The sequence below is a fragment of the Paraglaciecola aquimarina genome, from assembly GCF_032464635.1.
Lineage (GTDB): Bacteria > Pseudomonadota > Gammaproteobacteria > Enterobacterales > Alteromonadaceae > Paraglaciecola > Paraglaciecola aquimarina.
Map to the genome: position 1 here is coordinate 2721722 of NZ_JAWDIO010000002.1, position 16010 is coordinate 2737731.

At 41.2% G+C, this 16010-nt stretch carries 9 protein-coding genes and 4 pseudogenes; 7 read left to right on the forward strand and 6 right to left on the reverse strand.

Annotation, left to right across the window (positions count from 1 at the left end; translation table 11 throughout):
* Positions 1–48: 48 nt before the first annotated feature.
* Complete coding sequence (locus RS130_RS13505) at positions 49–537, forward strand: CvpA family protein (protein ID WP_316028058.1); 489 nt, start codon at positions 49–51, stop codon at positions 535–537.
* 13 nt (positions 538–550) lie between these two features.
* A complete protein-coding gene (purF, locus tag RS130_RS13510; RefSeq protein WP_316026376.1) occupies positions 551–2080 on the forward strand; it encodes an amidophosphoribosyltransferase in 1530 nt (509 codons plus the stop codon).
* Between the two features lie 87 nt (positions 2081–2167).
* Here purF and RS130_RS13515 read toward each other — a convergent pair whose 3' ends face one another.
* Positions 2168–2767 carry a Yip1 family protein gene (locus RS130_RS13515; RefSeq protein ID WP_316026377.1) on the reverse strand — a complete coding sequence of 200 codons (600 nt, stop codon included), beginning with the start codon at positions 2765–2767 and terminating at the stop codon, positions 2168–2170.
* A 463-nt stretch (positions 2768–3230) separates the two neighbouring features.
* Between RS130_RS13515 and RS130_RS13520 the strand changes: the two genes are divergently transcribed.
* From RS130_RS13520 to RS130_RS13530, 3 genes are all read left to right on the forward strand, one after another.
* Positions 3231–5093 carry an alkaline phosphatase PhoX gene (locus RS130_RS13520; protein ID WP_316026378.1) on the forward strand — a complete coding sequence of 621 codons (1863 nt, stop codon included), beginning with the start codon at positions 3231–3233 and terminating at the stop codon, positions 5091–5093.
* Positions 5094–5159: 66 nt separating this feature from the next.
* Positions 5160–6848, forward strand: a complete 1689-nt coding sequence (locus RS130_RS13525; protein ID WP_316026379.1) for a hypothetical protein — start codon at positions 5160–5162, stop codon at positions 6846–6848.
* A gap of 5 nt (positions 6849–6853) precedes the next feature.
* Positions 6854–7588 carry a hypothetical protein gene (locus RS130_RS13530; RefSeq protein ID WP_316026380.1) on the forward strand — a complete coding sequence of 245 codons (735 nt, stop codon included), beginning with the start codon at positions 6854–6856 and terminating at the stop codon, positions 7586–7588.
* On the opposite strand, the pseudogene lpxH reads toward RS130_RS13530, so the two are convergent.
* Together lpxH and RS130_RS13540 are read right to left on the reverse strand one after the other, a co-directional pair.
* Positions 7568–8295 (reverse strand): annotated as a pseudogene (lpxH, locus tag RS130_RS13535) (UDP-2,3-diacylglucosamine diphosphatase). The gene RS130_RS13530 and the pseudogene lpxH overlap by 21 nt on opposite strands.
* 69 nt (positions 8296–8364) lie before the next feature.
* Positions 8365–8860 (reverse strand): annotated as a pseudogene (locus RS130_RS13540) (peptidylprolyl isomerase).
* A 173-nt stretch (positions 8861–9033) separates the two neighbouring features.
* On the opposite strand from RS130_RS13540, the gene cysS reads away from it, so the two are divergent.
* Entirely contained in the window at positions 9034–10413 is a 1380-nt protein-coding gene (gene cysS, locus RS130_RS13545; RefSeq protein ID WP_316026381.1) for a cysteine--tRNA ligase, read from the forward strand.
* A gap of 375 nt (positions 10414–10788) precedes the next feature.
* Here the strand turns inward: cysS and RS130_RS13550 are convergent.
* The 3 genes and pseudogenes from RS130_RS13550 to RS130_RS13560 form a co-directional block, all read right to left on the reverse strand.
* Positions 10789–11771, reverse strand: a pseudogene (locus RS130_RS13550) (transposase).
* 139 nt (positions 11772–11910) lie between these two features.
* A complete protein-coding gene (locus RS130_RS13555; protein ID WP_316026382.1) occupies positions 11911–12714 on the reverse strand; it encodes a hypothetical protein in 804 nt (267 codons plus the stop codon).
* Between the two features lie 26 nt (positions 12715–12740).
* Entirely contained in the window at positions 12741–14435 is a 1695-nt protein-coding gene (locus RS130_RS13560; RefSeq protein ID WP_316026383.1) for a PilZ domain-containing protein, read from the reverse strand.
* 183 nt (positions 14436–14618) lie between these two features.
* Between RS130_RS13560 and radA the strand changes: the two are divergent.
* Positions 14619–15984: pseudogene (radA, locus tag RS130_RS13565) on the forward strand (DNA repair protein RadA).
* Positions 15985–16010 lie beyond the last annotated feature (26 nt).

A 16010-nucleotide genomic window follows, 5' to 3' on the forward strand; every position in this document is an offset into this window, starting at 1 on the left:
TACACATTGTTTAGTGACAAACCAATAGAGCAATTTGAAACGAACCTTATGAATTGGATAGACTACACCATTATCGGTGTGATTATACTTTCCGCCATTATTAGTTTGATCCGTGGATTTGTTAAAGAAGCTATATCTTTAACTATATGGTTTGGTGCTTTCTTTATTGCCAGCCAATTCTATGTTGAGCTAGCCGCTTATATTACTCAAATCGAAGACTTAATGGTCCGCAATGGCGTGGCGATTGCTATTTTATTTATTGCCACATTAATTCTTGGTGGATTGATAAATTATCTGATTAGTCAGTTGGTGCAATTTACCGGACTATCCGGAACAGATAGAGCCTTAGGTTTAGTCTTTGGTGCGTTACGGGGCGTTTTAATTGTCAGTGCGCTGTTATTTTTCTTGGATACATTTACACCCTTTTCAAAATCAAATTTATGGGAAACATCTATATTGATTCCCGAATTCAGTTTAGTCATTGAGTGGTTCTTCGAGTATTTGCAAAATAACTCGAGTTTTATACAACCCGTTTAAAAAGGTAAATCGCATGTGTGGTATTGTTGGAATAGTGGGAAAGGTGCCTGTTAGTCAAGCATTGTATGATGGGTTAACTGTTCTTCAACACAGAGGTCAAGATGCCGCAGGTATAGTGACTGTGGATAATGGAGTGTTTAATTTGCGCAAAGACAATGGACTGGTGAGAGATGTTTTTCATACCCGCCATATGAAAAAATTAACCGGACTACTAGGTATTGGTCATGCTCGATACCCTACGGCTGGCAGCTCTAGTTCAGCTGAAGCCCAGCCTTTTTATGTGAATTCACCTTATGGTATTGCCTTTGCACATAATGGGAATTTAACCAACGCTCATGAGCTCAAAGACGAAGTCGTTAAAATTTCACGCCGTCATATCAATACAACGTCTGATTCAGAGTTATTACTAAACATCATTGCTCACGAACTGCAAACCTGTGAAGGTTTAGAGTTAACGCCTGAAGAAATTTTTAAAGCTGTTGCAAATGTGCATAAGAAAATCCGTGGTGCCTACGCGGTGGTGGCTGCCATTATTGGTAACGGTATGTTGGCGTTTCGAGATCCATACGGTATTCGCCCCTTAGCATTAGGAAAACGTAAGACTGAATTTGGTGATGAATACATGGTTGCCTCTGAAAGTGTTGCTTTAGATGCAGTGGGGTTTACTTTTGTACGTGACGTTGCACCCGGAGAAGCAATTTACGTAACGGAAGCTGGTGTACTCCATTCTCAACAATGTGCGGTTAATCCTGTTAATGCGCCATGTATTTTCGAGTTTGTCTACTTTGCTCGCCCAGATTCTTTTATCGATGGGATATCTGTTTATGCTTCTAGAGTGAATATGGGACGTAAATTAGGCCAAAAAATAGCAAGGGAGTGGTCGAATTTGGATATTGACGTGATTATTCCTATTCCTGAAACATCTTCGGATGTGGCTTTGCAAATAGCCATTGAACTGGATAAGCCTTACCGACAAGGGTTTGTTAAGAACCGTTATATTGGTCGTACCTTTATTATGCCTGGGCAAACGATGCGTCGTAAATCTGTGCGCCGAAAATTGAATGCAATACCTTCTGAATTTAAAGGTAAAAATGTATTGTTGGTAGATGACTCAATTGTCCGTGGTACAACGTCTGAGCAAATCATTGAAATGGCTCGAGAGTCTGGCGCTAATAAAGTGTATTTTGCTTCAGCAGCACCTGAAATTAGATTCCCAAATGTCTATGGTATTGATATGCCCTCGGCCAATGAATTAATTGCTTATGGCCGCGAGATTGATCAAATTAGTGAATTAATCCGCGCCGATGGATTAATTTTCCAAGACATTCAAGACTTAGTGGAAGCCGTGAGTGAATTAAACCCTGAAATCAGCCGTTTTGAGACGTCTGTGTTTGATGGAAATTATATCACTGGCGATGTGGATCATTCTTATCTTGAACGGATAGATGGTATGCGAAACGAAGGGGCAAAGAATGCTGGATCGCAAACCGAACTTAGTAATTTAGAAATGCATAATATGAGTCAAGGTTCGAACAGTAACTAATTTTGTTATTGTTGCGCATTAGCATAAATCGCAGACATAAAAAAACCGCAAAGAATTGCGGTTTTTTTATAATGTTTGTTTGTCCATTTAGCCTGTATAAACAGGCCCCATTCCCATGCTCCATAGAATGATTGATGAAGCCATTAAAATAGCAAGTAGCACTAGGCCGCAAGTCACGACTGAGCTTGCATAAATAAAGCCCTTACCTTCAGGGATATGCATTAATATAGGTGTACCCGAATAGAGCAAGTATACTGAGTATGCCAAACCAATTAGGCCAATAGTCATGACAAACCAAAGGGTAGGGTAGAAAGCGGCAAAGCCAACCATGAATAGTGGGGTAGCGGTATAAGCTGCCAACTCTAATGATTGCGTAAAGGTAGGTGTTGCATCAAAGGTTTTTGCTAGCTCATGGATAAGCAGCGCTAGGGCAATTACGCCCACTACTAAGCCAAAATACATACCTACGCTCATTAATAGCGCGCTATCTTGGGTTAATTTAATCACATCACCCACCCCTATGCTCCATCCCAAATGAGCGCCGGAATAGTAGGCCATTAGTGAGGGAATTAACGCGATAACAGCGATATGACTCAAACTATAAAAATAGCTCTCATGGCGATTATCTATCGTTTGCCATTCTTCTTTAGGGTGCGCATAAAGGCCAAATAAGTGATTTAAGATCATATTTCTACTCCGCAACTGACGTATTAATTGTAAATGACAACATGTTATTTACATTGGGTTAACATTAGTTTGTTGGAGTCGGAGATTTTCGTCAACTATTTTGTTTAATTTAGCGACAATTAATTAGATAAAGCAGCTTCAACAGCCATTTTTGCACTAATTTTACACTAACCTTTAGGTGAGTTAGGTGCTACCGAAGGGGTCGCTTTATCTTCTGTTTGTGTTTGTCAGTTAAGCACGGGCTATTCTGCAGGGCTAGCAAACCTAAAAGGTCAACGTTTAATATTTCTGCCATTAAAGTGAAATCTTAGCTTCAAGTTAATGTCATCTTTACTTCACTAAACTGTAAAGCAATTCCCCCACACTACTCGGCATCTTCAGGTGCCGCTTTACTTCAGACACTTGTAGGTTTGCTATTCGATAATTATTTAATCACAAACGCTAGAAACTTTGGAAATACACAATGTCAAATAGAATTTTGGAAACGTTTAAGTTATCTGCCATCGCATTGTCTTTGGTAGTTGGATTATCTGCCTGTGAAGGTGATGATGGAGCGACAGGCCCAGCAGGTCCAACAGGTGCTCAAGGCCAAACAGGTGCTGACGGTCAAGCAGGCGCTGACGGTTCTGATGGCATGAATGGTGAAAATGGTCAATCAGCATCAGTACTAACTCGTTTAGCTACTGTTCCAACTGGTGCTGAGGTTACTGGTGCTTTTCTAACCGATGAAGGTGATTTATTTTTTAATGTTCAACATCCATCTGACGCGAACTCTTTGACTGAAAGTGTCAATGACAAAGCTTATAACAAGGGCACGGTGGGAGTTCTACGTGGTGTTAACTTCAACAATTTACCGAAAACTATTGTTAGCTCTCCCGTTCCAGTAACAGAACAAGAGCGCCAAGTTGTCGTTTCTGCACTTGGTGAGTATCAAATCATTGGTCAAACTAACGACACTTTCGCTGAACTAGGCGATAAAGGTCTCGCGGGTGGTTTAGGTGTACATTATGGCATTGTTTCTGGTGATAAGATCATCGAAAACAACGCGCCTGATTTTAATGGTTATGTGTCAACGGGTGACGGGGAAGGATATTTATTTACTAACTGGGAATCTTATCCAGGTGGCGTGAGCCGTTTAAAAATTGAGAAAGATACTCAGGGTAGTTGGTCGGTAACCGAAGCAATGATGGTTGATTTTGACAGTGTAGCAGGTACCGCAGCTAACTGTTTTGGTTCGGTTTCTCCGTGGGGGACACCACTTAGTTCAGAGGAATGGATTGTTAATTCATCTGTAAATTCAACTACCAATGCTAGTTGGAATAACCCAGCTGATACTGGTACGGACAATATGGAAGCATTGACAGCTCCAGATTTTCCTAACCCTTATCGTTATGGTTACACAGTAGAAATTACAGAGGCTACTTCTGCAACTCCTACACCAGTAAAACATTATACATTAGGCCGTTACGAACACGAAAATTCTACCGTTATGCCTGATCGTCGTACAGTTTATTCATCGCAGGATGATACCGGTGGCGTATTATTTAAGTTTGTGGCTGACGCGGCAGAAGACTTAAGTGCTGGTACGTTGTATGGTGCTAAATTGACGCAAGATGCCGGAAGTTCTGAACCAGCTACCACTGGGTTTGATGTAACTTGGGTAGAGTTGGCATCGAGTAACAATGCGACGATTGAAGCGTGGATTGCTGAGTATGATGGTATTGACACAAGTGATTATGTAGAAGGGAAAACAAGTTACATGAGCTTAGCAGATGTCCAAGCATGGGCTGATGGCGATGCAACTTACCCATCTGAGGCAGATGGTGGGAGCCCTGTGACTGCTGGCCAACCAATGGATGATAGAGCTGCATTTATTGAGTCTCGTCAAGCGGCCAAAATGAAAGGTGCAACAGCCGAATGGAGAAAGCTTGAAGGGATTAGCATTAACCATGACCGAGCGTTAGAAGCTGTGGGTGGTGTTGAGTCAATTGCTGAAGAAGATGTCACTGAAGCGTATTTGTATATGGGCATCGCCGATATTGATAATACGTTAATTGATAATGAAGGTGATATTCAGCTTTCTAGTCGTGTTAAAGACTGTGGTGGTGTTTACCGCGCTAAACTTGAAGCAAACTATGATTTAGCGCGAATCGAACCTGTTGTTATGGGCGGCACATACCGTTCAAGTTTAACGGGGGCATTGCGTTGTGATGTTGAACAACTTTCTCAGCCTGATAACGTGATCGTCATGCGCGATGGCCGAATCATTATTGGTGAAGATGGTTTCCAAGAAAATAACACGCTGTGGATGTACGATCCTAAGTAACCTTAGTTGCAGTGATCTCTAGCGGGGCTTCGGTCCCGCTTTATTTATTTAAAACAAGAAATTTGCATGAAAAACATAATAATAGTAATGGCAGTATTAGTGCTTTTAACTGCATGCGTAGATAACACGGCAGCAGAACGCCAGACTAATCAACTGACGACTGAAGATACTGCAACAACCACCGAATACAAAGAAGGCGATAATATTCCAGCCATCGCCTATATAGAACATAATGAAGTCTACAATGCTGAGTCTGTTATCCCGCCTCAGTGTTATACCAAAACTCAAGGTGATAAAAACCCTTGTTATGCTTGCCATCAAACTTATAAATCCCAAGCGCATCGTCCAAACACGATGAATGATGGTGACTTACAAGGCGAATATCAATTTTCTGATCTTGGGACTAAAAACCATTGGAAAAATCTATTTGTAGACCGCACTGAGTTAATTAAGAATATTTCTGATGACGATATTAAGAAATGGATCGCCGAAGATAATTACGCTGAATTTGTTGATAAATTTAGTCAAGATCCAAATTGGCAAGGTGAGGTCACACCAATTGAGAATTTAGCGGAACCAACTAAAGCCTTTGACAGCAAAGGGTTGGCAAAAGATGGAAGTAACTGGGTCGCGTTCAATTATAAGCCCTTTCCCAGCACTTTTTGGCCTACCAATGGTTCGACTGGTGATGCAATGATCCGTTTACCCAAAGCGTTTCGTGAAAAAAATGGACTATTTTCAGTTGATGTTTATTTTGCCAACTTAGCTTTGGTTGAAATGGTTATGAAAGAAACACAACTCATTTCTATGGTGCCTGTTTCTGAAATTGCCATTGGTGAAGATATTGATGGTGATGGAGAATTGTTAGCGGACACTCGTCACATCAAAATACGTAGCCACTATCTAGGGGATGCTAGTCAAATTGCATTGAGCGAACTTCTATATCCTGAAAATACTGAGTTTTTACACACAGTTAGATATATAGGCGTGAATGAAGATAATTCGATCTACAATGCACAGAGAATGAAAGAAGTGCGATATATGAAGAAGCACAGCTTTAAAAGTAAAGCTGAGTTAGCTTCGGAATACTACCTCGAGTCAAAAGAAAAACACTTTGAAAATTTACCTCAAGTACATTTGCGCGGAGATAAAGGCGTGAATAGTAATATGGGGTGGACGCTGAATGGTTATATTGAAGATGAGAATGGTCAATTACGTCATCAAAATTCTCAAGAGCTAGCGTTTTGTGCGGGGTGTCATAAAACCATTGGCGCAAATCTAGACCAAACATTTTCTTTTCCTCGGAAAGTCGAGGGCGCCAGAGGATGGGGCTATATTAACCTTGCCAATCAGGAAGATGCGCCAAATTTAGGGGAAGAAAATGGCGAATACCTCACCTACTTTCAGCGTGTAGGCGGGGGAGATGAGTTTCGTCAAAACAAAGAAATGTTGAGTCGTTGGTTCAAGCAAGACGGCAGCGTTGATACTAACAAAGTTACAAAAGCGCAGTCTGTTTATGAATTGATTACTCCGTCCGCAGAACGCGCATTGCAGCTGAATAAGGCCTATCTGACTATTGTCAAAGAGCAGAGTTACATCTTTGGTCGCGACGCTAACTTAACGGCCGCAACGAATGTCTTAAAGCAGGTAGATGAAAGTCAAGCTCCGTTGTCAGCAGAACATAGATACCAATGGGATTTACGCTTAAATTGGCAAAAAATCTCTACTCAATCTAAACAAGCTACCTTGGATTAAGTTCTATGCAACTTGCTCAATTTGATTTTGCATTGTTCGATTTTGTCTTAGCAAGCCTATTAATGGGGCTTGGCATTGGCGCAGATGTGGCTATCGCGACATTTGCTAGAGCAAGTCAATTGTCGAGTTTAAGAATGGCGGCGATTTGGATTGTCGGTGTGTCTTTCACCCATACTGTGTTTCCTATGCTGGGATATTTGGTAACGTATTTCAGCATTCAGTTGCAACCCAATATAGAGCCGATCATTGGTCTCGTTGCCTTTAGTTTTATATTTATCTACTTAAAAGGGGAGTTAGCGGACTTTACTGACAATAACCAAGATGATTCTGCTGATCGCCAAATATTAGTTACATTAGGACTCATTTTGGCGGTTAGTTGGGATGCGTTGTGGTCTGGGCCAGCTAAATCAGCCCAAGTGATAGGATGGCCAGAATTGCTCATTTGGACTTCGTTTATTGTCGTAGGCGTATTGGTGTCTGCACTCGCTATGATTAGTTTACGTGTTGCACATAGCATGAAAGATTCTATGAAAATGAGCCCAACTATGCACTGGATAAGTCATTGGTTACAGTATACGGTTATTGGTTATTTTGGCTTATTGGCTTTAGTCAGATACACGTTAGACGTGCCTTTATATTGGTGGCAAGTCGTGTTGATCTCTGCTTTAGGGATAGGCTTATATATGTCTCAGGTTGGGCAAAGAGTATTGTTAATTAAATTAAAAACTAAGAGTAGTTAGCTCTAAAGCATGATGACTGGCTTTCAAAATGCTGCCTTGATCATACCAATCACCTAATACAATTCGTTGCGCAGGCTGGCCTGATAATTCTATATTATGTATTGCTGGTCTGTGGGTATGGCCATGAATAAGTTGATTGACGTTATGTTTTTGCATACTTGTTATCACTTCTTCAGTTGATACATCCATAATCTCAACGGTTAGACTTTTATGGTTTTTTTGACTAGTTTTACGCCCTCTTGCTGCTAATTTTCGGCGTACGTTCAGCGGTAGGCTGAGCATAAGTCTAGGCCACCACCATCCTCGAGCTTTTTACGAAACTTTTGATAGGCCACATCTTTGGTGCACAGTTCGTCACCATGCATGACAAGGGTGGGTGTGCCATATAAGTCAACTACGGCTTGCTCGGGCAATAATGTCATACCGGCTAATTTGGCAAATGATTGGCGGAGTAAAAAATCTCGATTACCATGAATGAAATATATAGGGATACCCTGTGCATTTAGTGCTTTAAATGCCGCAGCGATAGATAAATTAAATGTACTTAAATCATCGTCACCTATCCATACCTCGAATAGATCACCCAATATATAAAGTGCTTCTGCGTGACAAGCTTGTTCACGTAAAAAGGTAAACAAACATTGGGTAATGTCGTCTCGCTCGGCACTAAGGTGTAAGTCAGAAATGAAATAGGTAAAGGGTGTCATAGGATCTGATTGTAAAATTGAAGGAAACAGAAAAGCGCTTACTTAAATAAGTAAACGCTTGAAAGAAAGTTAATCAATAATTTCTGCTTTTTGAATAACCACGTCTTCCACTGGCACGTCTTGGTGGTACCCAGCGTTACCGGTTTTAACCGCTTTTATTTTATTCACAACGTCCATACCGTCAGATATTTCAGCAAATACGCAATAACCCCAACCATCAGTACTCTCACTACGGAAGTTTAAGAAACTATTGTCGCCGACGTTGATAAAAAATTGTGCGGTTGCAGAATGGGGTTCATTGGTACGAGCCATGGCCACTGTTCCAATATTATTTTCAAGGCCATTGTTAGCTTCATTTTCAATCGTGGCTTTGGTTTCCTTCTGTTCCATACTAAGGCTCAAATCCGCCGCCTTGGATCATAAATCCATCTATTACTCGATGAAAAATAGTATTGTCGTAAAACCCTTCTTTTACATAGTCTAGGAAATTGGCGACTGTGACAGGCGCTTTATCGGCAAAAAGTGTTAGTGTGATAACACCATAATTTGTATGGATCTTGACCATTTACATGTCCTCGGTTTGCAGTGTGCTACATGAAGCGGGCATTCTAGCGTAAACAGTGACTCTTTTTAAAGCTTTTACTGGAATTGGCTAATGCAGCATTGAGTTCTCGGTGATAGAATTCTGATTTTTACCAAGCAATTTTTAAGCTTACAAAACAACAGGACTACAATTTAATGCTGCATATATACAACACCTTAACGCGTCAGAAAGAGCAATTCAAACCGTTGCAAGCCGGTAAGGTGGGTTTATATGTCTGTGGAATCACTGTCTATGATTTATGCCATGTTGGGCATGCTCGCACTTATTTGAGCTTTGATTTGATGGTACGTTACATGCGGTCTAGAGGCTTGGAGGTAAATTACGTCAGAAACATTACCGATGTCGATGACAAAATTATTGCTAGGGCAAACGAAAGAGGCCTGACTCCAGAGCAAGTTACAGAGCAAACCATAGGTGATATGCATAAAGATTTTGCCGCTATAGGTTTAATCGAACCCGATATTGAACCTAGAGTAACTACGCATATTCCAGAGATTATTGATGTTATTCAGCGTTTAGTCGACAAAGGTTTTGCTTATCAGGCAGATAATGGTGATGTCTTGTTTGAAGTGAACAACTTTGCACATTACGGTAAGTTGAGTCGCCAAGATCTAGAACAATTAAATGCTGGTGCTAGAGTCGAAGTGGCCACAGATAAACGCGACCCAATGGATTTTGTTTTATGGAAGTCAGTTAAACTAGAGGAACCTTTTTGGGAGTCTCCATGGGGTAACGGACGCCCTAACTGGCATATTGAATGTTCGGCGATGAATCATAAACATCTAGGCGAACACTTTGATATTCACGGTGGGGGTTCTGATTTGATTTTTCCTCATCACGAAAATGAGGTCGCGCAATCCTGCTGCGCATTCGATACCCCTTATGTAAATTATTGGATGCATACAGGTATGGTACAAGTCAATCAAGAGAAAATGTCTAAGTCATTAGGTAACTTCTTCACACTACGTGACGTATTAGCGTTATATGATGCAGAAACCGTACGATTCTTTTTAATGTCAGCTCAGTATCGAAGCCAACTTAGTTATTCAGATAGTTTTATTCAACAAGCGCGTACGTCGTTGGAGCGTCTATATACAGCTTTACGTGATGTGCAACCGAACACCAAGGTAGATATGCAATTGGGGGGCTATCAAGCTCGCTTTAATAAAGCGATGGATGACGATTTTAATACACCAGAGGCCTTTGCTGTATTGTTTGATGTAGCCAAAGAGGTAAACAAAGCGGAAGGGCAGCAAGCTGCTGATTTAGCCGGGGTGATGGTTAATCTAGCGGCTATTTTAGGTATATTACAACAGCCACCAAGTGACTTTTTGCAAGCTGCAGGTGGTAGTGATGCTAATGATGTCGCCGAGATTGAAGCGTTAATTCAAGCCCGTAATGATGCGCGAGCTAATAAAGACTGGGCCGCCGCCGACGCCGCTCGTGATGCATTAAATGCACTAAATATTGTGTTAGAAGATAATGCGGGAAATACCACTTGGAGGCGCGGCTAGACTTCAGTTTGCTGCCACTCTTGGTATGTCGTCGCAGATAAAACACCAGAGTGAAAATTGTCAAGCATGACGTTTTTTAACCCACACCTATTACGTTTGACTGACTTTTCTTCGACCGTCAAGAAAAGTCAGTTCCGATTCCCCCCAATCAAGACACCCATAATAAGATTCTCCAATTAAGACACCCATAAATAGCAATGGCTCTTAAACCATCTTAGCTCCCGCTTTTCTAATCCATTCGGTTTAAATTATGCTCAAGACAACTAAATTGATGATGTTTGCGGGTATGATGACGTGATTTTGTGGGGGGGGGAATATCAGGCATGCTAATTCTCAACAGCGATGTTGATGAGGTTTGTTACTTTGGAAAAAAGGCTAAGCGTGTTTAAGTAGGGCTTTGGCTTTACCTATGCCTCGTATTTTTTGATGTTGGGTATGTAGGCTGAAGTTTCGCATTAAATGTTCACTGCCTACTGCATAACAAAAGTGCTTTTCGAATTCTGTGGTTAAGGTCAACCATTGTTCGTTGTTTAGGCCCAGCCTTTGTAGAATGGGCTGTTGCTGTGTATCGATTAATCCTGACTTATCATCTCTGATAACACGACCTGTGGTGTCGATGAGGTCGCAGTAATCTTTTAGTGAAAAAGCGATGCCCCTCGGCATGTTTTGCCTATAGGGTTGCCAACAAATGGCATTAAACCTTTGGGTTGCTGGTGTTGTCTCAAAGCTTGTATCCGAGTTTGAATACTGGTGTGGTCAGAGTCCTCAGGTGTGTTGGCCATATTGGCGCGAATGGGGTTTAAGTCCACGTAAGCCATGCAGGCCAGTAGGGCTGATTTATCGAGTAGTGCTTGAGACTTAAACCGTCCTTCCCAGAATCTGCCTGTGCAGGCATCTTCTTTGTTGGCTTCTCGGGCTATGTACTCATTGAGATTACGCATCAACCAACTGATGTCATACAAACGCAGCCGGTAAATTTCAACGGTTTCTAGAAGGGTATGCCGCTCACTCTTGCTCAACGTGTCATCTCGCATAAACCGCTGCGACAACAAGGTGCCTTTATGCAGTTGATGCCAGCGAACGAGCACTTGTTTCACCGTCCAGCGCTCAGCCAATGGTTTGTTCACGCACAGCACCACATGAGTGTGATTGCTCATCACCGCATAGGCGCAAATGTCAATAGCAAAGATGTGGCTTAAATGAAGCAAGCGTGTTTCAACCCAAGTCCGCCTATGTTCATAGCTCTGGCCTGTCAACGTATCTTCACCACACAAGAATGAACGGCGAACACAGCGTGAAACACAATGATAATAAGGGGTGTCGACTAAACTGATTTGGCTTTTACGAGACTGAGGCATCATGGCCATCCTTGGTTGAATCACTACCATTAGTCTAGTTCAAATTGCGGATTCGTCGAATTTAATCATGGGTGTCTTGATTGGGGGGCTTTATGGGTGTCTTGATTGGGGGGCTTTGATTGGGGGGCTATTGATTATTTTAAGCTTTTAGTAATTGTTCGATTCCTACTTGGCTAATTTTATAGCTCTTAGGAGCTTGATGGTTTTGCTCGATGATTTTTTGCTCGAAGTTGTAGCGTTTTAGTACTTCGTCTGTGACGTCAATGATGTCGCCTACTGCGGTAACGTTCCATAATTTTTCCTCAAGAATTTTAGCTTTGTGTAGCGCGTAAATGCTGACGTAATTCAGTTCAGATTGCATGGTATCAAAGTCGGGTCGCCCGGTTCTGGCGATAAATATTTTAACCGCGATAAATTGACCGTGTTGCAATGCCTTGGCAATGAACTCTCGTTTTTGTACAGGCTGAGTAAATTGTTGCTCGTATAAACTGTGAACTGCATCTCCCATTTTTTCTTTGCTAGGATCAAATGCTATGAATAGATCCTGCGCTACAGGTTTATGACTAGGCTTTATGTTACTTAAGGTATGGGAAATAAAATTATGTTTGATGACGCCATTTCTAAACAATGGGTATAAGTTGCATTCGTCTTCTTCACTTTTAAACTGCAAAAGGTTTTTCACTCGGTTGCCAATGGGTGAAGTGGCACCAGCATCAGGAGCAATAGAGCCGCCATCTTTGTGTAAGAAAAATGCTGTGTTGACTATATTATTTGCATAAATATTACGCAATGCTTCGCCTATTACTAGTACTTCTTCTTCATCTCTGTAGGCTTTTAGTTTTGAACGATTGCCTTTAATTAAGGCTTCAAAGAATTGTCGTGCTGTATTGTTTTCTTCTGTGGCAAAGTTCTTTAGATGTAGTACATAGCCGTCTTTAGACACATACTTAATTACGTAGGGTAAGTTGGTTAAATCGAACTTATTGGTAACCGATTGGAGCTGCGGGAAAGTGAGGAATATGTTTTCGTCACTATTTGAGGGAAGTGTTTGCCCACCTCGACTCGCAAGCGGAGACCCTTAGTAGAAAAATCTTCTGTATGCCCTTCAAATACTTGCAAACCAATTTTTATTTGTACGGCGGTGCGTAACAAAAATCGAGTTTCTCTGCGCTGGTTGTAGTATTTAAACCGATAAACCGTGACCAATGCAGGAGGTTTGTTTCGCGGATGCCCAAATATTTTTAGTTGTGCTAATTGGTCTCGTTTTATTTTATGCTTTTGATATTGCTCGGTACTTACATCGTCGGTAATGTTGGTTAACACTGCAATGTGCTTAAGGTTTTTTAAACGTGACATAAGCCTAGGTGAGGGCTTTTGATTTTGCCGTTTAACTGAGTCATTGATTGAATTTGAAATAGATAAAGGTCTGAAACTTTGCTTTGGATCCATATCGGTTAGCTGCAATTTATAAACTCGCCAACTGACTTTACGTGAACCATACCCTAAGAATAAGCTCTTTAGTTCAGGTTTAACTTCTAACTCTGCATATGACGCTGAGTAAAAATAGACTTTTTCATTTTTAATATGATTAAACACAAAAATAAACAGCTCTTGCTGTCCTTTAGGCAAAGCCAGTGCTTGTTTTATGCGTTCAGTGGTAAGGATATAACCTATTTTTAAGTCCTGTATTTCATTCGCCCAATATTGAATTTCTTCCCTATTGCTATCATTTGCCAGTGCATATTTGGGGACATACTCTTCGCCCACTTTGTCTATGTAAACTGGAATGGAGGAAAAGTTCGGGATGTAATACTGTTCGTAAGTTTTATTTTTGATCGCCATTAAAGTGTTATCTAAATTCACTTTATATCGGCGCTTATTGCCATGAATAAATTGTTTTAGAAATTTATCGAAACTAGGGTATGGAGTGTCGTCAATTCGTTTTAAATAGAGTTTTTGTGCATCATGACTCTGCTCAACAATACTAATGGTGTAAGACACACCTTGGCGTTTATTCAGCGCATATTCTTTTTCTAGCCCTCTAAATTGAACCGTTATGCGTTCACCTACTTTGAATAGGTGCTCTTTGCCGGCTCTTACTTTTAAACCATTCACTGAAATATCAATCGTGTTGGCTTGAAGACTTTTATTTTGTGCGGTAAATATTTCAATTACCACCGAGAAGTTCATACGCTCTTCTTCTCGCTGGGTAAAGCTTCCAAATTGCACTAGAGGAGCGATGTAATTTTCGCTTTTTAATTTTAGCTTGCTAGGTGTTTTTTTCTGTTTGCCAGCACTGAGTTGCTCCTTTTTATGCATGACTCGATAATTATTATCAGTGTTGGTGGTGGCTTCGTACACACCTATAGTGTATTCGCCAAAAATACGGACTTGTTTTTCGAAGGTATCGATGGCGACATCATCAAGGTAATGTTGCTTGTTCTCATGGATATACGGGCGGCACTGGCCGTCAACTAATCCTCTTAAGTCAATTAACCGGATACAAGGGCGAGCTAAACGCTTAAGTTCCATCTTCAATAGAAAGCGTTTTTGTTTGGGGATTGACGATGCAACTTGATTTAGCACTTGATTGAACTCAGGCTCATTAATCATGGGCTTAAGTTCTTCAATAAAGTCGTGATATTCTTCTAAGTCTTGGCTCATGTAACCTAAATTAAGTATGCTAGTGGGCTCAACGAGTCCGGAATTAAACTATGGATTATTTAGTTATCGGCAGAAAATTAAATAATTAAGCTCTGAAAACTCAACTGTTTTTATTTGTAATGTAAAATACGATATTCCCTAAGGGTTAATCAACCCTTAAATTTAAGGTAAAACGATTAAAATATGGCTAAACGTAAAACTGCTTATGTGTGTTCCGATTGTGGTGCTGAATATCCTCGTTGGCAAGGACAATGTAATGATTGCAACGCTTGGAACACCATTACCGAATTTGTAGTGTCCTCAAGTAAATCCACCCATAGTCATCAATCTGGAGGGTATTCGGGTCAAACGCAAGCAAAAGTTGAAATGCTAGAAAGTATTGATTTAGCTGCTTTGCCTAGGTTTCCTTCTGGCTATAAAGAATTGGATAGGGTGCTAGGTGGAGGGATTGTGCCCGGCGCAGCCATGCTAATTGGTGGTTCTCACTGGTGCGGGTAAGAGTACTATGTTGCTGCAGGTTATGTGTCAAATGGCAAGCGGCAGAAATGCACTATATGTGACGGGGGAAGAATCTTTGCAACAAGTCGCAATGCGGGCTCAACGCTTAGGGTTAGCTAAAGATAAATTGCAGTTATTGGCAGAAACTAACGTCGATATTATTTGTGATTTGGCACTGCAACATAAACCAGAATTAATGGTAATAGATTCAATTCAAGTGATGCAAGTAGCTGATGTGCAATCGGCCCCGGGCAGTGTTTCACAGGTGCGAGAAAGTGCGGCCTACCTCACGCGTTTTGCTAAGCAGCATCATATTGCGATGTTTTTAGTAGGACATGTCACCAAGGATGGCAGTTTAGCTGGACCCAAAGTATTAGAACATTGCATAGATTGTTCAATGATGCTTGAAGGTGAAAGTGACAGTCGTTATCGCACCTTAAGAAGTCAAAAAAATCGTTTTGGCGCGGTTAACGAATTAGGCGTGTTTGCCATGACCGAAAGAGGTCTGAAAGAGGTGAGTAATCCTTCTGCCATATTCTTAAGTCGAGATGAACAACAGTCGCCAGGTAGTATTGTCATGGTTGTATGGGAAGGGACACGGCCACTTTTAGTTGAAATTCAAGCGTTAGTTGACTACTCGCAGATGGCCAATGTAAGGCGAGTTGCGGTGGGGTTAGAGCAAAACCGTTTGGCAATGTTACTTGCGGTATTACACCGTCATGGCAACGTGCAAATGAACGATCAAGATGTGTTTGCTAACGTCGTGGGGGGCGTTAAAGTTGCTGAAACCAGCGCAGATCTGGCGCTGCTGTTAGCAATTGTTTCTAGTTTTCAAAATAAAACCCTTGATAGAGAATTAATCGCTTTTGGTGAAGTGGGTTTGGCCGGCGAAATTAGGCCTGTACCCAATGGTTCTGAGCGTATTAGTGAGGCAGCTAAACATGGTTTTAAGCGAGCGATTGTGCCTAAAGCGAATGTACCTAAACAAGGTATTGCCGGCATTGAAGTTGTTGGCGTGAGTCGCTTGTCTGAAGCATTAGAGGCACTGTAATTTTTGCCCTAAAAGAGTAACCAAGA